The organism is Bacillus sp. FS02 (genome assembly GCF_024398395.1).
Lineage (GTDB): Bacteria > Bacillota > Bacilli > Bacillales > Bacillaceae > Bacillus > Bacillus altitudinis.
Window position 1 is genome coordinate 2,380,941 of sequence record NZ_CP074101.1, and the last position, 20,434, is coordinate 2,401,374.

Below are 20,434 nucleotides of genomic sequence, written 5' to 3' on the forward strand. Positions count from 1 at the left end.
AAAATGATTTTTCATAGAGAAACATCCAGTCATTACATAGATAAAAGAGGGGTTATGATCATGAAAAATCGGAATGGGTGGCTTTATTTCTTCGGCGCACTTGGCGGCGCCTTATATGGTTACGATACAGGTGTCATTTCTGGCGCTATCTTATTTATGAAAGAGGATTTAGGTTTAAATGCATTTACAGAGGGACTTGTGGTCAGCTCGATTTTAATCGGGGCGATGCTCGGGTCTTCTCTTTCTGGAAAACTGACAGATCAATTCGGACGGAAAAAAGCGATAATCGCCGCAGCCATTTTATTTATTATCGGCGGATTTGGAACAGCCCTTGCACCGAATACGGAGGTCATGGTCTTATTTCGAATCGTGCTAGGACTTGCTGTCGGATGCTCGACGACGATTGTTCCATTGTATTTATCTGAACTTGCGCCAAAGGAATCAAGAGGGGCACTTTCCTCATTAAACCAACTCATGATCACATTTGGTATTCTTCTTGCCTATATTGTGAACTACGTTTTAGCAGATGCAGAGGCATGGCGTCTGATGCTTGGAATTGCCGTTGTTCCTTCTGTGCTCTTGTTATGTGGTATTTTGTTTATGCCAGAAAGTCCTCGCTGGCTGTTTGTCCAAGGACAGGCGGACCGGGCGAAAGAAATATTGTCAAAACTTAGACAAAGCAAGCAAGAAGTTGAAGACGAAATTGCGGATATTCAAAAAGCAGAAAGTGAAGAAAAAGGCGGTCTTAAGGAATTACTCGAACCATGGGTGCGCCCCGCTTTAATTGCTGGTGTCGGTCTAGCCTTTTTACAGCAGTTTATTGGGACAAATACGATCATTTATTATGCACCAAAAACATTCACAAGTGTCGGCTTTGGCGATTCAGCAGCCATTTTAGGAACTGTAGGAATTGGTGCAGTCAATGTTGTCATGACGTTTGTTGCGATTAAAATCATTGATCGTGTCGGGCGGAAAGCGTTACTCCTATTTGGAAATGTAGGGATGGTCCTTAGTTTGATTGTTCTAGCAGTGGTCAATCGTTTTTTCGAGGGATCAACAGCTGCAGGGTGGACAACGATTATATGTTTAGGACTTTTCATCGTCATTTTTGCTGTCAGCTGGGGCCCGGTCGTATGGGTGATGCTGCCAGAGCTGTTCCCTGTACATGTCCGGGGAATTGGTACGGGGGTATCGACCTTCCTACTGCATACAGGGAATTTGATCATCTCGCTCACATTCCCGACCTTGTTAAGTGCAATTGGCATCAGTAACCTTTTCCTTATTTATGCAGCCATCGGCATAGGTGCCTTCTTATTTGTGAAATATTTAGTCACAGAAACGAAAGGGAAAAGTCTTGAAGAGATTGAAGAAGATTTAAAAAAGAGAAACCGTGCCGTCGTCAATGACGAAGGGGAAACGGTATGAAAAAAGACCAGCTGCATGAGGCAGCTGGTCTTCCTTTGTTAAACAAACGTTTAATCAAGAAAGGACAATCACTCATCTTCTGAACGTGCTGCCTATGACATACATATGGAACAGGCGGGCGAAAGGTGGAAATGAGATGAAAGGAAAAACGAGCATTGTGATGCTGACGTACAATGAACTGCACCTAACGAAAAAATGTATCGACAGTATCAAGAAGCATACTCAGCCTGATGAATATGAACTCATTATCGTGGATAATGCTTCATCAGACGGAACAAAGGAATATGTGAGACAACTGGAAGATGTCGTGTTGATTGACAACGAGAAGAATCAAGGCTTTGCCAAGGGCTGTAACCAAGGGGCGAAAAAGGCAACAGGAGATAGTCTTCTTTTTTTAAATAACGACACGATTGTGACCGAAAACTGGCTGTTGCCTTTAAGAGAAGCCCTTTTTGCATCAGATCGTATTGGCATGGTAGGCCCTGTCTCCAATTATGTGAGTGGTCCTCAGCTCGTTCAGCCATCTTACACAGATGTGAAGGAGCTTCCTGCCTTTGCGAAGGCATATACGGCTTCGAGAAAAGGTCAAAGAACATATGTGCATAGACTTGTTGGTTTTTGTCTGCTGGTCAAAAGAGAGCTGATCGAGGATGTAGGGTTATTTGATGAGCGATTTGTATATGGATCATTTGAGGATGATGACCTTTGTCTGCGTTCGTTGCTGAAGGGATACCAGCTGCAAATCGTCCATGATTCTTTTGTGCATCATCACGGTCATGCTACCTTCAATGCCAATGAAGAAACGAACATCTCTACATTGTTTGCGGAGAACAGGCTTCGTTTTTTAGATAAATGGGGCATTGATTTAAATCTGATAACGCCCCATCCATATTTTGCAACACTGCTCCCTGAGGATGCCGGATGTGTGCTGGATGTTGGCTGTGGTGCTGGGGCGACAGGACTTGAACTGATCAACCGGCAGTCCGTTGACATGTACGGAGTAGAGGCGGATGCATTAAAAGCAGAGATGGCAAAGGCGTATTACAAAGAAGTGATTGAGACAAAAGCGGAGGCGTATCCTTGGTCAGAGAAAGAAGCTTTTTTTGATGCTGTGATCTTTTCTGATGTGTTAGAGCATGTGTCAGACCCATGGCAGTTGATAGCTCAAGCGCATGCGTCTTTAAAACCAGGTGGCGTGATCATTTGCTGCTTACCTAATATGATGCATGCGGAAGTACTGCTGCCTTTAATGGCAGGTGATTTTACGTATCAAGATGTGGGGATTTTAGATCGAACACATATGAGATTTTTCACACCAAACACAATGCGGGCGCTCTTTCCAGACCATTTGTTTCATCGCGTGATTGAACAGCCGATCAATGTGCCAATTGATCAAAACGTTCAATTGTTTTTTGACGAAGTGGCGAGAGTAGGAGAGTCACTTGGCTTTCAAACAAAAGAATTATCTGATCAAGTGACGCTCTATCAGCTTTTGATCGTTGCACGTAAAAAAGGCGGTTCCCCCTCCGGGTAATCCGCCTCAGCGTGTAGGCAAACCCTCGCATTCTTTGTCAGTCCTGCGCGCCGGTGCTCGCGAATCCTTCATTCGCTCCGGTACTCGTCCTTCCTAGACTGCAAAGGTTTTCTATCACGCTGAAAAGAAGACAAAGGGCTAAAACAAAGTTCATTTTAGCCCTTTGTCAACCATCTAAGGCGGATGACCGCCTTTTGTGCTACCATTTAAAGCTTTTTGTTGCGCCTTCTGCACCAAAGTTCAAAATGCTCACTTTGACGTCATATGCAATGTCTACTTCTTGAAATAGTGTATCCCATTCATTGCGGTGCTGATCCCAAAAGTCTGGATACTTGATGCGCACCTGCCGATTTAAAAGGATCGGGTCAACACCAACTTCTTTTTGCATGTGGTGGACAGCTTTTTGAATGCGTTCTTTGATTTTGCGTTCAAAAATGCGCTCAAATCGTTTGATGTATTGCTCATCGTATGAGTTTTCAGGGGATATTGATCTTCTGATAGTTTCCCGTTTGTTTGTACACTAATTTTAAAGGAAATCTTTCCGTTCTTCAGATAGGGTTCAATCTTGGACTTTGCTTTCTTGATTTCATACGTAATCGGAAAGCCTTTGTAGGTGGCGGGTACGACTCCGCCTGAGATGCGATTCATGACCCAGTTTAAAGATTGGACATCTTTTGCTGGAATGAATCCTATCAGCTTTCGTGTTTTTCCATGGATAATGCCTGCACCATCATAGGTGAGTTCTCCATTTACGACATCCACACTTTGGACAAGAAAGCTTGTACCCATCTGAAAGTAATCCGACGCTCGGCCAATACGTGTTGGCAGTAAAATCTTCCCGTTAAAGCTCCGGTTTTTTGATGTTTCAAAAATATGCTCAACTGGCACCTTTTGTTGTGATTTTAATTTTTGATTGATGACTTTTGAAGCCTCATGCCGTGACACTAAGAGGTAGCTGCTTCTTCGAACCTCATCATCTCGTATAAAGTGGTTGAGTGTTCCTTGAATATCATGATGCTCGGCTTGATTTTTGCCAAACAAAAAGATTTTGAGGTGATCACTGTAAATCGGCGGGTCCTTCAAAGCGACATTGCTGACTGCTTCCAGTACATTTTTCCCCTTTGAGACGACATTCACATAGCCAGGGGAATCTGCTTCTTGTGTTCCGCCCATTTTAGGGACAAGGTTTTGATAGGTGAGTTTGACTCCGTTATCATCTTCCTCGTCAATGCCAACACCGCGTACAAACGATAATTTCTCAATATCCTTTAAGTCCCAGCAGCCTGTCGATAAAATCAAAAGACAGCAAGACAGAAAGGTGAGCCATAAACGCCGTCCTTTCATGCAGATCGACCTCCCCATTTTTTACGTATCATGAGCAGAACAGCTGTTAAAAAAGGAATCGCTAACACAGCGAATAATGCATAGCCGAGTAAAGTCGAGTAGTAAAAGACTTCATTGATATTTCTCGGAAAAAGAGAGAGAGCTGAGGTCAGCAAAAACAGCAACCATAGCAGTCTCGTTAAATTGGTTGTCTTAAAAACCGTTTGACAGCCTTTAATAGCAAATTGGAAAAAGCCAAGCATACAAATAAACTGCTGGCACGTCCAGATCGTCAGTAAGAAAATATCAAAGCGTTCAATGAAGACCCCTTCTAGTTCTAGCGCTTGAATGAGGGAGACAGTGGGCCAGGTGAGTGATTTCGTTTCTCCAACCGTCATGGAACCAATCACAATAAAGAGCGTGAGGGAGTAAATAAGTGTGGTGATCCCTACACCGATCGCTGCGGCCCATTTCGCTTTTGACCATTTGTCTTTATAGATAAGCGGTACGACAAACAAAATGACTTCAAAGCCTGTAAATTGAATAAATGTTTGAGAGAACAAATTACTAAAATCTTTAAACCCGTGCGCCATCACTGGGCGTAGGTAATCAAAATCAAATATTTTCAAACTAAACAGCATGAGCCCAATGTAAATGATCATGGTCATCGGATAAATATATGTCACCATTTTCACTACCGGAAAAATTCCGCTTTTTAAATGATAGGTGGCCACAAGTAAAAAAATCATCACAATCACCGTCATAGGGGTCGATTGCAGCAGGAAAAACTGAACCACTTCCCCCAGTACACGCGCCTCAAAGCCCACAATGGCTAGTAAATAACCGATCAGCATTAGGTTAAAGATCGTGCCAAAGAATGCACCGGCTCCTTTTGTATTCGATTCAAAAATGGTATCCGGTGCATTCTTCTCCGCAATCCAACCTAGCAAAAAAGCAACGAAAGCAAAGATGACTCCCTGTATTAATACAATGATCCAGCCATCAGGGAATCCTGAATTGGCAGAACTGCGAGGAATGGTTAAAATTCCAGCGCCTATCATTGTAGAGCTGCACAGAATGGTGACTTGTAACAATGATAGCTTCTCAGCTCTGTACATCGTTTACTCTCCTTGTCTTTTGAGATTTTTTGTCTTGGCTGTTTTCGGTCTCGATTTAAATAGCCCTATTGGTAAACGAACGTACGTATCTTTTAAATCTGAAAACGGTGAAGACAAAACAGGTGTGAAATAGTCAAAACCAAAGGTCTTTAGCTGCATCAAGTGACAAAGTACAAATAAATAACACATGATGAGGCCGTATAATCCAAACATGGCTGAACTGAAGATCGCCATAAACCGCAGAATGCGTAAGGGGAAGCTGAAATCATATGATGGAGCAGTGAAATCGGCTAGTGCCGTCAGAGACACAATAATGACCATTAAGGCACTGACGATATTGGCTTGGACAGCCGCCTGTCCAATAATGACGCCGCCAATCAGTCCAATCGTCTGCCCAATCGCCCTAGGAAGACGAAGTCCAGCTTCCCGCAGCAGTTCAATCGTAAACGACATCAAAATGGCTTCCACTACAGGAGGAAAGGGCACATTTTGCCGGCTGCCTGCGATGGTCAGTGCCATTCGTGTTGGTAATAAACCAGGGTGATAGGAAACAAGGGCGATATAGAGTCCCGGTAAAAAGATCGTCAAAAGTACGGCAATATAACGGAGCAAACGCAAAAGAGTCGCACTTGTCCATCTTTGATAATAATCCTCCGGTGATTGCATCAAGGCAGTGAGAGTCATCGGCATAATGAGGGCAAAGGGCGTCCCATCGAGCAAAATAGACACCTTTCCTTCTAGCACAGAGGCAATCACCCGATCAGGACGTTCTGTATTTTGAATCTGCGGAAAAATAGAGACATGACTGTCTTCAATCAACTGTTCAATATAGCCGGACTCAGGAATATCATCCATTTTGATTTGCTTCATGCGAGAGAGTACATCATCTACTAATTTGGGGTCTGCGATATCACGAACATACACGAGAGCGGCAGATTTCTTGTTACGAGTACCTATGTTCACCTTTTGAATGACAAGGTTCGGATCGTTTGCTCTTTCACGAAGCAATGCCGTGTTTTTTTCAAGATTTTCAATGAATCCAATCCGGGGTCCTCTTACAAGGACTTCTGATTGCGGCTCCTCTACTTCTCTAAATTGAAAAAGATTCGTATGGAGCGCAAGCGCTTGAGTGGCTCTATCCACAAATAAAATAGCCCTGCCGCTGTATAACTGCTCGATGGCAAGGTTCATATCTTCCAGCACATCATTTTGAATGCCAAAGAACGTTTTAGAAAGGGAAGAAAGTGTGGTGTGGTCGACCTCGGTGATGGTCAGTTCCTTTTGCATAGGTGAAATGATTTGTTTGGAAAGCATCTCAAATTCTGTGAGTCCTTCAACGTACACGAGACATGCAGAGACAGCGGAAGGACCAAATGAAAAAGAGTGGAACACGATATCATCACTTTTGCCGGCAAAGCTTTTGACACGCTGAATGACGGACTCTATATCTTGTTCAATACGACTTTTCATAATACCTCACCCTCATGTCTTTTTTTATAGAGTGACTCGGAAGGAGAAGAATTATGCAAATAGAAAAAAGAGAATCCCCTAAAATAGGAATTCTCTTCACATGTTTATCTCGCCAGCCAGCCGCCATCTACGGCTAAAATATGCCCGTTCATATAATCAGATGCAGGGGAGCTGAGAAAGACGGCGGCACCTGCTAGATCTTCAGGCCTTCCCCAGCGTCCAGCGGGGATTCGTTTCAGAATCTCTTCATTCCGGTTCGCGTCGTCACGAATGGCTTGCGTGTTATTGGTTGCAATATAACCAGGCGCGATCGCGTTCACCTGAATATGCTGACTTGCCCATTCATTTGCAAATGCTTTCGTCAAACCTGCGACAGCATGCTTACTTGCTGTATAAGCGGGAACAAAGACACCACCTTGAAATGATAGAAGGGAAGCGATATTGACAATTTTCCCTTGCCCTTTTTTCAGCATCTGCTGTCCGACCTTTTGCGTGAGGAAAAAGAGACTGTTGATATTCACATCCATCACAGTATGCCAGTTTTCCTCTGAATATTGAGCGGCCTCTTCTCTTTTAATGGTCCCAGCATTATTGATCAAAATATCAATTGTGTGCTGCTTTAAAAGGGCATCAACATCCCGCTTTGCGGACTTAGGATCTGAAAAGTCTACTTGAATCGCATGAAATGATCTGCCGGTCTGTTCGACAAGTTCTTTTGTTTCATCAAGCGGCGTATGGTGGTAGGTGCCGATGATATCTGCACCTGAACGAGCAAGCGCTACGGCAATCCCTTGCCCAATTCCAGTTCCAGGACCTGTGACAAGAGCTGTTTTGCCTTCGAGGGAAAAGAGGGACGCTACATAGGATGTCGTCGTCATCTCATTACCTCAGCTGGTCCATCGGGACAAAGTCCATATCTTTAAACGTATAGTTTTCTCCCGCCATTGCCCAAATAAATGAATAATTTGCGGTACCTGAGCCTGAATGAATGGACCAGGCAGGTGAGATGACGGCTTCTTCATTTGCTACAACGAGATGTCTCGTTTCAGATGGCTCCCCCATAAAATGAAAGACACGTGCGTCTTCCTCTATATCAAGATATAAGTACACTTCCATCCGCCGGTCATGTATATGAGCAGGCATCGTGTTCCATGTGTTATTGGTTTCAAGCTGAGTGATGCCCATCATAAGCTGGCAGCTTTGGATGCCGTCTGCATGAATGACCTGATACAGATTCCGTACGTTCGAGGCGGATGCTTCCCCTAAATGATTCGGTGTTAATTCAGCGATCGCAGCCTTTTGTGTCGGATACGCTCTATGAGCGGTGGCTGACACAAGATAAAATTTGGCCTGCTCACCTGATGAACTAGCAAACTGTACATGTTCGTGTCCAAGTCCAATATATAAGAAATCTTTATGCTGCAGCACAAATGACTCACCATCGACTGTAACCGTACCTTGGCCGCCGACATTCACAATGCCAATTTCCCGTCTTTCAAGGAAATATTCTGTACGTAAAAAGTCGCCGGCATCTAGCTTGATCGATTCTGATGTCGGCATAACGCCGCCAATCACCACACGGTCCTCATGCGAATAATACAGCTTCAATTCACCACTGACAAAAAGTGTCGGAATATGAAAATGACGACGAAGTTCCTCTGTTGTAAAACGCTTGACCTGCTCAGGATGTACAGCATAACGATTTTCCATTTGAGATAAGCCTCCCTTTCCATCTGAAACATATGATTGTTTTATTTGGTATCGGTTTCAAGGAAAATTCTAGAGGAAAAAGAGAGCGGCGTCAACCGTTAATTTGAAATCGCTTTCTTTAATTTTATAAAAGCTTTTTTTCTTCATTTTCATGAAAAAAATCTTCTGATACAGTTCAACTTGTGGTATGCTTTTTTTAAGTTTATTTGAAATCGGTTTCGAAACAAATGAGAAGATCGATCTTGGGAGTTTTTTGTATGAAAGAGAAAAAGCAAACGAAAGTCACCATTAACGAAGTTGCTGCATATGCAAGTGTCTCAAAATCAACGGTATCCAGATACATCAATGGCAGAACAAATGAGATTTCTCCTGAAAAGGTAAAAAAGATTAAAAAAGCCATTGAGGAGCTCCATTATCGTCCGAGTCAGCTTGCCCAAGGATTGAAAGTAAGAAAGAGCAAGGTCATTGGTTTTATTGTGGCTGATATTACGAACCCGTTCTCTGTTGCGACACTTCGTGGTGTGGAAGAGATTTGTGATGAATATGGATACAGCATCATGGTGTGCAACACAGATAATCGTCCAGAAAAAGAACGAGAAATGCTTCTGAAGCTGAATGCGCATTATATTGAAGGGCTGATCATCAATACGACCGGTCAAAACAATGACATTTTGCAAGACTTTAAGCAAAACGGTGTACCGATTGTTCTTGTTGACCGTAAGTTACCTGAACTCAAGGTCGATACCGTCACAACGAATAACCGTGACATCACGGCTCGTCTACTTCATCAGATGTATGAAAAAGGCTACGAACATATCGCTTTCTTTACTGAGCCGGTCGATGGGATTAGTCCACGTGAAGAACGAAAAGAAGCCTATGAACAGACGGCGATGAGTCAACATAAGACACCTATGATTGCAGAAATCAATTTAAAGCAAAAGGAACAAATGCGAGATGAGATTTGTCGTTTTTTACAATCAAACCATCAGAAAAAAGCGATTTTAGCAGGCAATGGATTACTCATGCTGAAGCTCATCAGTGAACTCGTCGATCTTGGGGTGAAGATTCCTGAGGAGATAGGCATTGCCGGATTTGATGATACAGAATGGTATAAGCTGATCGGGCCAGGCATCACTACGGTGGCGCAGCCATCTCATGAGATGGGGAGAGCGGCGATGCAAAAAATCAAGATGCGTCTTGAAGGGGATAAGAGTGCACCCCAGACCATTCAACTTGATGGAGAAATCATTGTGAGAAAATCTTTATAAACGTTAGGCAGAGAAGAGTATACATACGTGCATGCTCTCTCTTTTTCAACTGTTTTGAAACCGGTACCAAGAAAGGGGAGAAATCAGTGAAAGCATTGGATGTGATCACATTTGGGGAATCAATGGCGATGTTTTATGCAAAAGAAATTGGCGAGCTTCACCAAGTGCATACGTTTCAAAAAGCACTTGCTGGTGCAGAGAGTAATGTTGCGGTCGGCTTGGCAAGATTAGGCTTTAGCGTTGGCTGGATGAGCAAGGTCGGGGCGGACTCACTTGGTACATTTATTTTAGAAGAGCTTCAAAAAGAAGGGGTCGATACGAAGGCAGTACTCCGTTCAAATGATGGAGCCAAAACAGGGATATTGCTTAAATCAAAAGTCATCGATGGAGACCCTGATGTGACGTACTACCGAAAAGGCTCTGCTGCGAGCACATTGAACGCAAGCGATTTCCCGTCCACTTATTTTCAGCAGGCAGGACATCTTCATATGACCGGAATCCCGCCTGCTGTGTCTAGTGAAATGAGAGCGTTTTCTTTTCATGCCCTTAAAGAAATGAAAGAAGCAGGAAAAACCATTTCCTTTGACCCGAACCTGAGACTTCAACTATGGGAAGAGGAAGAAGACATGATTCATACGGTGAATCAGATGGCTGCTCAAGTAGATTGGTTTTTCCCTGGGCTTGCAGAAGGTCAAAGACTCACGGGGTGTCATGAGCCGGAAGCGATTGCGGATGTTTATTTACAAAAAGGTGTCAAGCTTGTGGTCATTAAACTGGGAGCGGAAGGAGCCTATTTCAAAAGTGCATCCGGCCAAGGTGTAGTGGATGGTTTCCATGTGTCTCATGTCGTGGATACAGTCGGAGCTGGTGATGGATTTGCAGTGGGAGTGATGAGCGGTCTGCTGGACGGTTTATCATATGAAAAATCGGTAGCAAGAGGCAATGCCATTGGAGCACTTGCAGTCATGTCCCCAGGAGATCACGAGGGACTGCCGACTCGTGAAGAGCTTCAGGCATTTATAAAAGAAGCCAAACGATATCAAAGGCGACACGATATGAAGGGAGATGAGAGGTATGGGAAAGTCAGCAAGTATGAGTGTTAAAGAGAAGCTCGCAGCTTGTAAACTCATTGCGGTGGTCAGAGCAGGTAGTGAAGCAGAGGGGATAGAGATGATTGGTCGTTTAAAGAAAAAAGGGGTGCGGGCCATCGAAGTGACATATACCACGCCCAATGCAGAGCGGATCATTGCATCTTACCAGCATGACCACGACTTGATTGTCGGAGCCGGAACGATTACAACGCTTGAGCAGGCACAATCAGCCATTGAAGCCGGCTCTCAATTTATCGTCAGCCCGGGATATCTTCCTGTCATCGGAGAGCACCTATCTTTTCATGATACACTTTACGTTCCAGGTGTTTTGACCCCGAGTGAAATTATGCAGGCAAAAGCAAATGGATACAGCGTGTTAAAGCTTTTTCCGAGCGGCGCCTTCGGTTTGTCCTATATGAAAAATTTGCAAGGCCCGTTTCCAGAGATTGAGTTCATCCCAACAGGAGGCATTCATCCAGTCGATGTGCCAAAGTGGCTTGAAGCAGGAGCCGTGGCAGTAGGTGTCGGCAGCCAGCTTGAAAGCAGTACAGCAGAAGAATTACAGGCTGTTCTTTCTTCCACCATCATGTAGTTCACATAAACAACCGGCGGATGACTGCCGGTTGTTTGTTCGTTTATCTGACAAAAAAGCTCAGAAGACGCATCTTTTCACGTAAAATGAGCATAAAGGAGAGGTCGATATGTACATTCAACAAGATGAACTAAAAGATGGTCAAATTGAACAATTGATTCAAGCTCATTTAGAAGAGATGAAAAAACATTCACCGCCAGAAAGCATTCATGCCCTTCCGTTAGACGATCTGAAAAAACAAGATGTCACAGTATGGAGTGCAAGGGATGGCGAGGTGCTTCTTGGCTGCGGAGCCATCAAGGAGCTATCGAGTGAACATGGTGAACTCAAATCGATGAGGACGGCAGCAGCCCATATGCGAAAAGGCGTGGCGAAGCATCTGTTGACCCACCTTCTCCAAGAGGCGAAGCGGCGGGGGTATAAAAGAGTGAGCCTTGAAACAGGTGCGATTGCTTTCTTCGAACCAGCAAGAAGATTATATGAAAGCTTTGGATTTCGATATTGTCCGCCTTTTGGTTCATACCAAGAAGATCCGAACAGTTTATTTATGACAAAGGAATTATAGAGGTCGAGAGAGTATGCTTTTATAAGCAGCTCTTTTTTTATGCGGCAACAATGGAAGGAGGGGAATGTGAATGAAATGGTCGAAGTTGTTCGGAATGGGCGCATTTCTCACATTTTGTGTTATATCTGTTCTTTTTTTATCTGTATTAGGTCAAGATTTAGTTAAAATTGAAAGCGCTTCCGATGAGGCGGTATCAACTTACCAATATCACTTTGTTCTTGTACCGGAGGAACTTGATAATGAATATTGGCAATTGGTGCAAAAGGGAGCTGCTGATGCGGCGGAAGTTCATCGGGTGTATCTTGAATACCTAGGTCCAAAGCAGGCTGATTTGGATGATCACCTGAAAACCATTGATATGGCGATTGCTGGTCATGTGGACGGCATTATGACACAAGGGCTTGATGCAAAGAAATACAAACCGCTCTTTCAAAAAGCAAGAGAGAAAGGTATAGATGTTGTCACAGTCGATACCGATGCAGAGGGGAGCAAGCGTCAAGTGTATGTCGGAACAGATAACTATTATTCTGGCTTTATCGCCGGACAGGCACTCATCGCCGATACAAAAGGCGAACAGTATGTGGGCATTGTGACGGGACGGCTTGATGCGATTCACCAGAAGCTTCGCGTGAAGGGGTTTCGAGATGCCGTTTCTGGTGAGAAACGCATTCATATTGCTGGAATAGAAGAGTCGGCGATTACGAAATCAGGTGCTTCCGGTGCTGCGTATAAATTGTTGAATGATCATACGCAGCTCACCGCATTTTATGGAACAAGTGCATTAGACGGTGTCGGCATTATTCAAGCAACAGAGCAATATCATTCATCTAAAGATGTTTATGTGCTCGCATTTGATACTCTGCCTGATACGATTCAAGCGCTGGATGATGGGAAAATTGATGCAGTGGTTGTACAGCACCCTTATGAAATGGGCTATCAAGCGGTTGAATCTCTTGTTCGTTTGCAACAAGGGGATAAACAAGAACCGCTTCAGTACACAGGGACGAGTGTGATTCGGCGAGGAGACCTGCCCCTTCATCAAACAGAAAGACCACAGGGGGTTCAGCCATGAGAAAAATACGAAGTAAATTATTATTGGCATTTTTAATTCTTGTGCTCCTTGGTAATGTGGCCGCTTTTTTTGTGTATTGGAGCAGTTCAAAAATCACATCAGAATATAGCAAGAGCTTTCGTTCCTTTCTCCTGCTGAATGATATTTCGACAGAGGCAAAAACGATGTATGAAAAGGTCAACGCCTTTGCCATCGAAAAGGATCAGGCGTTTGCCAAGGGCTATGCTAAATCAAAACGGAAAATGACATCATATGATCAAGCATTACTCAAAGATGCTGGGCTTCATGCCGCCATCCCGTCCATTGAAAAATATCAATATATGATGCGGACGCTCATAAACGAAAGTGATGCGACAATGAATCATGTCAAAAAAGGGAAAATCAAAGAATATGCTGCAAGTGTGAAAGAAGTAAGAACCGTGTCCTCTTATATCCAAGAACAGACAATGACTCTTTTGGATGATGAATTATCTGAGTATCAAGTACTCTACCAATCCCTTCAAAAAAGACATCAAACGTATGCGCTTTTTACTCTATGTCTGTTTACATTATCGATAGGAATCGCTTTATGGATGGCCTATATCATTGCGGGTGGAATTTCAAGACCGATCGTTCATCTGTCTCGAAGTGCCAAAGAAGTATCAGAAGGAAATTTTGATGGTCCGAATTTGCATGTGTCATCAAAGGACGAAATCTCTGTGTTAAATCATGCCTTTGAGCGAATGCGGCGAGAGATGAAGGTCATGATTGAAGAGATGAAACAAAAGGCTGCTTTAGATCAGAAAATTAAAGACATGAAGCTGAAAACACTACAAAACCAAATGAATCCACATTTTTTATTTAATACATTAAACATCGTTTCACGTATGGCGTACTTAGAATCAGCTGATGCGACATCGAGATTGATACAATCCGTTTCTACGCTGATGCGGTATTCGCTATCTCCTCTCAGCGCATCTGTTACGTTAGAACAAGAAGTGAAAGTGGTAAAAGAATATTTTCATATACAAGAAACAAGATTTTCCGATCGTATTACATGCAAAACGACCATAGATGCGTCGTGTCTATCTGTTCACATTCCGAGCCTTACATTGCAGCCGCTTGTTGAAAATGCCTTTATTCATGGGGTAGAACCAAAAGAAGAGGGTGGGCTTGTAGAGCTCTCTATTGATCGAGATGATGGCTTTGTCATGATTCGGATTCGGGATAATGGACTTGGCATCAGTGATCAAGAGAAAAAGAGATTGCTATCGCAAGAGGAAGAAGATCATTCAGACACACGTAGTAAAGGTCACTCGACAGGAATTGGTCTTCGAAATGTGATGTCGAGGCTGCGTTTGTTTTACGGAGTGCAGGATGCCCTTCAAATTGATTCAAAGCCAAACGAAGGGACCACCATTCAATTGACAATACCAATCAAGGAGGAACGAGCATGCTGAACGTGCTGATTGTGGATGATGAAAAAATTGAACGAATGGCGATGCGTAAGTTCATGACCGAATGGCTGCCAGACTGTCATATTGCAGGGGAAGCTGCGAATGGAAAAAAGGCGGTGGAATTGGCGCGGTCTAAGCCAATTGACCTTGTGCTCATGGATATTCAAATGCCAGGCATGGATGGACTCACAGCGATCAAACAGATCAAAGCAAGCTGTCCTCATACTAAATTTATTATGCTGACAGCCTACGATACGTTTGATTATGCCAAGCAAGCCATGCAGGAAGGGGTCAAACAATACCTTGTCAAACCAGCTGATAAAGACGAAACCATTACAGCGATTCGTTCTGTTGCGGCAGAAATTCAGCAGGAGGTCTCCCTGCGGCAGGCGGAGAAAGTCAATCAGCAGTCAAAATGGCTGGAAGCCCATGTGTTGAACGGTCAATCTTATACTTCAACAGCGTTTGAGCGGCTGTTTCAGGATTTTCAAGCAGGTCTAGTGATCGCTGTTCAGCGGACAGGTGGGGATCAACTCCTGAATCATTTGCAGGAGTCTGCTCTTTTTCAAGCAGTGCCGATCCAAGTGAGCGGTGAGCTGTTTACATGCTTGATTTACAGCCATCAATCACCTGGTCATCTAAAGGCGAATGTACTGCAAGCCATTCGCGCTGCTATGACAAGCGAACGGCATTCCCCTGTCATTGTTGGCATGGGTCATCCTATCTCAAATCCACTTCAACTTCAGAAAAGTGCGGCAGAAGCGAAGCTTTCCTATTATCAGCGAAAAAAAGATGACGGTGCGGTTCGTTATGGCTTTTACTATACAGATAGACAACCTTACGTATTGATCAACTTGCCTGAGCTTGCCGATGACATGATGCTGGCACTAGAAGAAGGGAGAAGAGATGATGCTCTTGCTTACTATGATGCCTTCCAATTAGAAGGGGCAACCATTTCTCATGTGAAAGAGCTGCTCATTTTACTCAAATCACGACTTCGTGCAGATGTGCCGATTCTAGCTATTACCACAGAAACAGGATGCCGCCAATGCTGTGAACATTTATTTGATCTGTATGAAGCAAGAACCCAGACGGTGAATGATATAGAACGGGCGAAACGATACATTCAAACACATTTTTGCGAACATATTACGCTGGAGCAAACGGCCGCCTATGTTGATTTAAGCCCGACGTATTTCACCAAACGCTTTAAGGATGAGACAGGTCTGACGTTTAAAGAATATGTGACGACCTGTAGGATGGATAAAATGAAGAAGCTACTGAAAGAGAGTTCGCTTAGTTTAAAAGAAATCACCTATCAAGCAGGATATACTGATCCGAATTACGTCAGTCGTGTGTTTAAAAAAATGGTTGGCTGTTCGCCGAAGGAATATCGAAAACAGGTCGTAAAAAAATGAAGAATTTCATAAAAAAGTGAAGAAGTTTGCCTGAAAAAAGGCAAGGATCTGCCAGTATACTTATTTTGATAACGCTTACAAAATAGGGATGGGGGATCCATGATGAAGTTTAAATTAGGCTTTACTTTATTGGCAATCTGTATGCTGGTCGTCTCTGCTTGCAGTTCATCGACGAACTCAGATGCAAAAAAAGAGGGCGGAGCGGAGAAACTAGAAATTTTCTCTTGGTGGACTGGTGCAGGTGAGGAAGACGGGCTGAAGGCACTCATTCAATTGTTTGAAGAGAAAAATAAAGACATTCCAATTGAAAATGCAGCTGTCGCTGGTGGCGCTGGTACGAATGCAAAGGCTGTTCTAACAAGCCGGATGCAAGGAGATGATCCGCCAGCTACTTTCCAAGTACACGGGGGAGCAGAGCTGAATGAGAGCTGGGTAGCCGCAGGTAAAATGGAGCCGCTGGATGACCTTTATGAGAAAGAAGGCTGGAAGGATAAATTTCCAGAATCACTGATTGACCTTGTGAGCAAAGACGGGAAAATCTATTCCGTTCCAGTGAATATTCATAGAGGCAATGTGCTTTGGTATAACAAAAAAGTATTTGAAGAACAGGGCTTACAGCCACCAACGACGTTTGATGAATTTTTCAAAACAGCCGATGCCTTAAAGAAAAAAGGGATTACACCACTTGCGCTTGGGGATAAAGAACCTTGGGCAGCGACTCATTTGTTTGAGAGCGTTCTTCTAGGAGTACTAGGTGCAGATGACTATCAAAAACTTTGGGCGGGCGACTTAAAAATGGATGATGCAAAAGTGAAGGAAGCGGCAGACATCTTTGGACGTATGCTCGAATACGTCAACGACGATCATAGCTCGCGTAACTGGCAGGATGCCTCACAACTCGTGGCAAAAGGGGAAGCTGCAATGAATGTCATGGGCGACTGGGCAAAAGGATATTTTGTGAATGATCTAGATTTGAAGGTGAATAAAGACTTTGGATACGTGGCAACTCCTGGTACGGAGGGCAGCTTTATGGTCATCACGGATACATTCGGACTGCCGAAGGGTGTCAAACAGCCAGAAAACGTGAAAAAATTCTTATCTGTCTTAGGATCTGTGGAAGGACAGGATGCGTTTAATCCGCTGAAAGGGTCAATTCCGGCTCGTGTGGATGCAGACGTATCAAAATATGATGAATACGGAAAATCAGCAATGAAGGCGTTTAAAGAGTCAAAGCTGGCACCGTCTCTTGCGCATGGCTCAGCTGCTGAAGAAGGTTTTGTCACGAAGGCGAACCAAGCCGTCAATATTTTCGTGACACAAAAAGACAGCAGCCAGTTCGTTTCTTCTTTAAAAGATTCAATGAAATAAAGATGAAAGAGGCGGCCGTTAGGCACCGCCTCTTTTTTAAAAAAAGGAGTGTAGCTTCATGCGCATGGACACATCGCCGACCACAAAAACACCAGCAGCAAAAGTGAAACGTGTTCGGAAAAAATGGAATGGAGACCAGCTGCTTGCCCTGCTATTTTTAGCACCGTCAGCTGTTTTATTATTCATTTTTGTTTACGGCTTTATTGGCTGGACAGGATATGTTTCATTATCGAACTGGACCTCGCTTGTTCCTGATTTTTCTTTCGCAGGTATGAAAAATTATGTCATGCTGTTTCAAGATTTTCGCTTTCAGTCAGATCTTCGAAACACGGTCTTTTTTACATTATTCTTTATTGGAGCAGTCATTGCTTCTGGGCTTGTACTGGCCATTTTACTAGACCAGAAGATCAAGGGGGAATCACTTTTTCGGAATCTCTTTTTCTTTCCGATGGCCCTTTCCTTTGTTGTCACAGGTGTTGTGTGGCAATGGATCCTAAATCCATCTACTGGGGTGAATCTGTTTTTAAAAACACTCGGCATCCAGCCCAAGTGGTACACGGATACGAACATTTTAGCTGGATTTGTCTGGGGAAAAATTGAGTTTGGTGTACCGGCAGCAATGATTGCAGTTGTCATCGCTGCTGTGTGGCAGATGACAGGGTTCTCACTTGCGATGTATTTGGCTGGTCTTAGAGGCATTCCAGAGGAAGTGAGAGAGGCTGCTAGAATGGATGGCGCAACCGAGTGGCAAATCTACTGGAAAATCATTTTTCCGCTGTTAAAACCAATCACAGCAAGCGTCGTCATTATCATGGCACATATTTCTTTAAAGATCTTCGATTTGATTTACTCGATGACAGGACCAGGTGCAAACTTTGTCACCGATGTGCCAGGTGTTTATATGTTTGAAATGACCTTTAGAGGAAACCATTATGCAGGTGGTGCCGCCATTGCGATCGTTATGTTGATTTCTGTTGCGGTCTTTATCGTGCCATATCTCCTGTCTAGCCGGAAGGGGCTTCATCATGACCGCAAGAGGATTTGTCCGCCCAGTTCTTTATGCTTTATTAATAATGTGCAGTTTGTTTTTTCTCATGCCTGTTTATGTCATGATCGTCACAAGCTTAAAGCCATTAGGTGAAGTTACCCTTGAGCGAATGTGGTCGCTTCCATCTACACTTGATTTCTCAAGCTACAAAATCGCTTTTGAAAAGTTATCACCCAATTTAATGAATTCTCTTTATCTAGTCATTCCTGCTACCTTATTGTCAGCTGTATTAGGTGCGATGAATGGCTATGTGCTGTCTAAATGGCGCTTTAAAGGATCAGAAGTGGTGTTTACCTTCATGTTGTTCGGTATGTTTATTCCATACCAAAGTATCCTCATTCCACTTATTCAATTTTTACGTGAAATCGGCTTGTATAACTCCATTCCGGGACTTGTGCTTGTCCATGTCGTATATGGCCTGCCAATCACAACACTCATGTTCCGCAATTTTTATGTGAGCATTCCTGATGAAATGATTGAATCAGCGAAGATGGATGGGGCCGGATTTATCGGGATCTTCAGACATATGATTCTGCCGCTTTCCATCACAGGGTTTGTCGTGGTTGCCATTTGGCAGTTCACAAATGTGTGGAATGAGTTTCTATTTGCGGTTACTATGACCACGGCAGAGAATCAGCCGGTCATGGTTGCGTTGCAAAATTTATCAGGCAGTCAAATTGTGCAATGGAATGTTCAAATGGCAGGTGCCATCTTGGCTGCGCTGCCGACACTTTTGGTCTATATTCTACTCGGAAAATACTTTGTGAAAGGGCTTCTTGCAGGCTCTGTCAAAGGGTGAAATGATTTTCTTGTTATCGTTTTCATTCGGTGTACTGAAAGGATTGACTTCTCTTTAGATAGCGTCATAATAAAAGTTGAGACTTGCTAGTTTTCATTATGCTAGGCAAGGATTATCAAAGGGTAGCAAAGGGAGGAGTCATCCTGAATGAAGCAGTCACCAATTTTTTTACTGCCTGAATTGAAGGAGAGAATATGGGGAGGTACAGCCTTAAGGGATCAATTTGGCTATGATATTCCTTCTGATCAAACGGGAGAATGCTGGGCAATTTCTGCTCATCCAAACGGACCAAGTGTCGTGCAAGACGGTCCATATAAAGGGAAAACGCTGATCGAACTATGGAACAATCACAGAGAATTGTTTGGGGGAATAGAAGGCGATCGCTTCCCGCTCTTAACCAAAATTTTAGATGCAAACCAAGATTTATCCGTTCAAGTTCATCCAGATGATGATTATGCGGAAAGACATGAAAATGGCGAGCTTGGGAAAACAGAGTGCTGGTATATCATTGACTGCAAAGAAGGCGCAGAAATGATCTACGGTCATAATGCACGGACGAGAACTGAGCTTGTGACCATGATGAACAGCGGAGATTGGGAAGGCCTTTTGCGGCGAGTGAAAATTAAGCCGGGCGATTTTTATTATGTGCCAAGCGGTACCATTCATGCGCTATGTGAAGGCACACTGGTTCTTGAAACGCAGCAAAGTTCAGATACGACCTATCGGGTGTATGATTATGAACGAAAAGACCAAAATGGCCATGAACGTGAACTTCACTTCACGCAGGCCATTGATGTTACCACGGTTCCTCATGTAGACGGTTATGCAGATGAATCAGTAGAAACTCGTCCAGGGGTGACCATTAGAACATTTGTAGAAGCAGAATACTTCTCTGTGTATAAATGGGAAATTGATCAAAAAGTAGAGCTATCGCAAGATTATCCGTTTTTGCTGTGCAGCGTTATTAATGGGGAAGGGTCCTTAGAGCATAATGGACATACATATCCGCTGCCAAAAGGAGCCCATTTTATCCTGCCTGCTGAAACAGGGAACTTCACAATTGAAGGATCTTGTGAATTGATTGTGTCACATATATAAAGAAAAAGAGGAAGAGGACTTCGAGAGTCCTCTATTTTTCTATTGCATAAAAGACTTGAAAGAGACTTGTTTTTGTCGATAAAGAGATTAGTAGACTAT

At 43.6% G+C, this 20,434-nt stretch carries 18 protein-coding genes and 1 pseudogene; 13 read left to right on the forward strand and 6 right to left on the reverse strand.

Going from position 1 to position 20,434, the window contains the following annotated elements:
- Nucleotides 1–60: 60 nt before the first annotated feature.
- Both KFQ09_RS12095 and KFQ09_RS12100 read left to right on the forward strand, forming a co-directional pair.
- Nucleotides 61–1,425, forward strand: coding sequence for a sugar porter family MFS transporter (locus tag KFQ09_RS12095; protein WP_089374136.1), 1,365 nt, complete (start codon nt 61–63; stop codon nt 1,423–1,425).
- A 136-nt stretch (nt 1,426–1,561) separates the two neighbouring features.
- A complete protein-coding gene (locus KFQ09_RS12100; protein WP_255835696.1) occupies nt 1,562–2,959 on the forward strand; it encodes a bifunctional glycosyltransferase family 2 protein/class I SAM-dependent methyltransferase in 1,398 nt (465 codons plus the stop codon).
- A gap of 199 nt (nt 2,960–3,158) precedes the next feature.
- Here KFQ09_RS12100 and KFQ09_RS12105 read toward each other — a convergent pair whose 3' ends face one another.
- The 6 genes from KFQ09_RS12105 to kduI form a co-directional block, all read right to left on the reverse strand.
- A complete protein-coding gene (locus KFQ09_RS12105) occupies nt 3,159–3,347 on the reverse strand; it encodes a Ger(x)C family spore germination C-terminal domain-containing protein (protein WP_370648303.1) in 189 nt (62 codons plus the stop codon).
- Nucleotides 3,311–4,303, reverse strand: coding sequence for a Ger(x)C family spore germination protein (locus KFQ09_RS12110; RefSeq protein ID WP_255835697.1), 993 nt, complete (start codon nt 4,301–4,303; stop codon nt 3,311–3,313). The genes KFQ09_RS12105 and KFQ09_RS12110 overlap by 37 nt, the downstream gene beginning before the upstream one ends.
- Complete coding sequence (locus tag KFQ09_RS12115; protein ID WP_024719278.1) at nt 4,300–5,400, reverse strand: GerAB/ArcD/ProY family transporter; 1,101 nt, start codon at nt 5,398–5,400, stop codon at nt 4,300–4,302. The genes KFQ09_RS12110 and KFQ09_RS12115 overlap by 4 nt, the downstream gene beginning before the upstream one ends.
- Before the next feature lie 3 nt (nt 5,401–5,403).
- Complete coding sequence (locus KFQ09_RS12120) at nt 5,404–6,870, reverse strand: spore germination protein (protein WP_076821229.1); 1,467 nt, start codon at nt 6,868–6,870, stop codon at nt 5,404–5,406.
- Nucleotides 6,871–6,974: 104 nt separating this feature from the next.
- Complete coding sequence (kduD, locus tag KFQ09_RS12125; RefSeq protein WP_017359995.1) at nt 6,975–7,748, reverse strand: 2-dehydro-3-deoxy-D-gluconate 5-dehydrogenase KduD; 774 nt, start codon at nt 7,746–7,748, stop codon at nt 6,975–6,977.
- Between the two features lie 4 nt (nt 7,749–7,752).
- Nucleotides 7,753–8,580 (reverse strand): 5-dehydro-4-deoxy-D-glucuronate isomerase, encoded by an 828-nt coding sequence (kduI, locus tag KFQ09_RS12130; RefSeq protein WP_048001909.1) that lies wholly within the window; start codon nt 8,578–8,580, stop codon nt 7,753–7,755.
- A gap of 257 nt (nt 8,581–8,837) precedes the next feature.
- On the opposite strand from kduI, the gene KFQ09_RS12135 reads away from it, so the two are divergent.
- The 11 genes and pseudogenes from KFQ09_RS12135 to manA all read left to right on the forward strand — a co-directional run bounded on the left by KFQ09_RS12135 (nt 8,838) and on the right by manA (nt 20,335).
- Nucleotides 8,838–9,848, forward strand: a complete 1,011-nt coding sequence (locus KFQ09_RS12135) for a LacI family DNA-binding transcriptional regulator (RefSeq protein WP_255835698.1) — start codon at nt 8,838–8,840, stop codon at nt 9,846–9,848.
- A 122-nt stretch (nt 9,849–9,970) separates the two neighbouring features.
- Complete coding sequence (locus KFQ09_RS12140; RefSeq protein WP_051005668.1) at nt 9,971–10,951, forward strand: sugar kinase; 981 nt, start codon at nt 9,971–9,973, stop codon at nt 10,949–10,951.
- The gene (locus KFQ09_RS12145) at nt 10,923–11,531 is read left to right on the forward strand and encodes a bifunctional 4-hydroxy-2-oxoglutarate aldolase/2-dehydro-3-deoxy-phosphogluconate aldolase (protein WP_050826670.1); all 609 of its coding nucleotides are present in this window, start codon (nt 10,923–10,925) and stop codon (nt 11,529–11,531) included. The genes KFQ09_RS12140 and KFQ09_RS12145 overlap by 29 nt, the downstream gene beginning before the upstream one ends.
- Nucleotides 11,532–11,640: 109 nt before the next feature.
- Nucleotides 11,641–12,096, forward strand: a complete 456-nt coding sequence (locus KFQ09_RS12150) for a GNAT family N-acetyltransferase (RefSeq protein ID WP_017368165.1) — start codon at nt 11,641–11,643, stop codon at nt 12,094–12,096.
- Nucleotides 12,097–12,166: 70 nt separating this feature from the next.
- Nucleotides 12,167–13,168, forward strand: a complete 1,002-nt coding sequence (locus tag KFQ09_RS12155; RefSeq protein ID WP_250026665.1) for a sugar-binding protein — start codon at nt 12,167–12,169, stop codon at nt 13,166–13,168.
- Nucleotides 13,165–14,607 (forward strand): sensor histidine kinase, encoded by a 1,443-nt coding sequence (locus KFQ09_RS12160; protein WP_255835699.1) that lies wholly within the window; start codon nt 13,165–13,167, stop codon nt 14,605–14,607. Before KFQ09_RS12155 ends, KFQ09_RS12160 begins: the two co-directional genes overlap by 4 nt.
- Nucleotides 14,601–16,022: a response regulator transcription factor gene (locus KFQ09_RS12165; RefSeq protein WP_206115797.1), complete on the forward strand. Its 1,422-nt coding sequence runs from the start codon at nt 14,601–14,603 to the stop codon at nt 16,020–16,022. The genes KFQ09_RS12160 and KFQ09_RS12165 overlap by 7 nt, the downstream gene beginning before the upstream one ends.
- A gap of 99 nt (nt 16,023–16,121) precedes the next feature.
- Nucleotides 16,122–17,390, forward strand: a complete 1,269-nt coding sequence (locus KFQ09_RS12170) for an ABC transporter substrate-binding protein (RefSeq protein ID WP_074041801.1) — start codon at nt 16,122–16,124, stop codon at nt 17,388–17,390.
- A gap of 58 nt (nt 17,391–17,448) precedes the next feature.
- Nucleotides 17,449–18,408, forward strand: a pseudogene (locus KFQ09_RS12175) (carbohydrate ABC transporter permease); the annotation flags it as partial.
- Between the two features lie 7 nt (nt 18,409–18,415).
- Complete coding sequence (locus KFQ09_RS12180) at nt 18,416–19,237, forward strand: carbohydrate ABC transporter permease (RefSeq protein WP_255835700.1); 822 nt, start codon at nt 18,416–18,418, stop codon at nt 19,235–19,237.
- Between the two features lie 147 nt (nt 19,238–19,384).
- Nucleotides 19,385–20,335: a mannose-6-phosphate isomerase, class I gene (manA, locus tag KFQ09_RS12185; RefSeq protein ID WP_041507862.1), complete on the forward strand. Its 951-nt coding sequence runs from the start codon at nt 19,385–19,387 to the stop codon at nt 20,333–20,335.
- Nucleotides 20,336–20,434 lie beyond the last annotated feature (99 nt).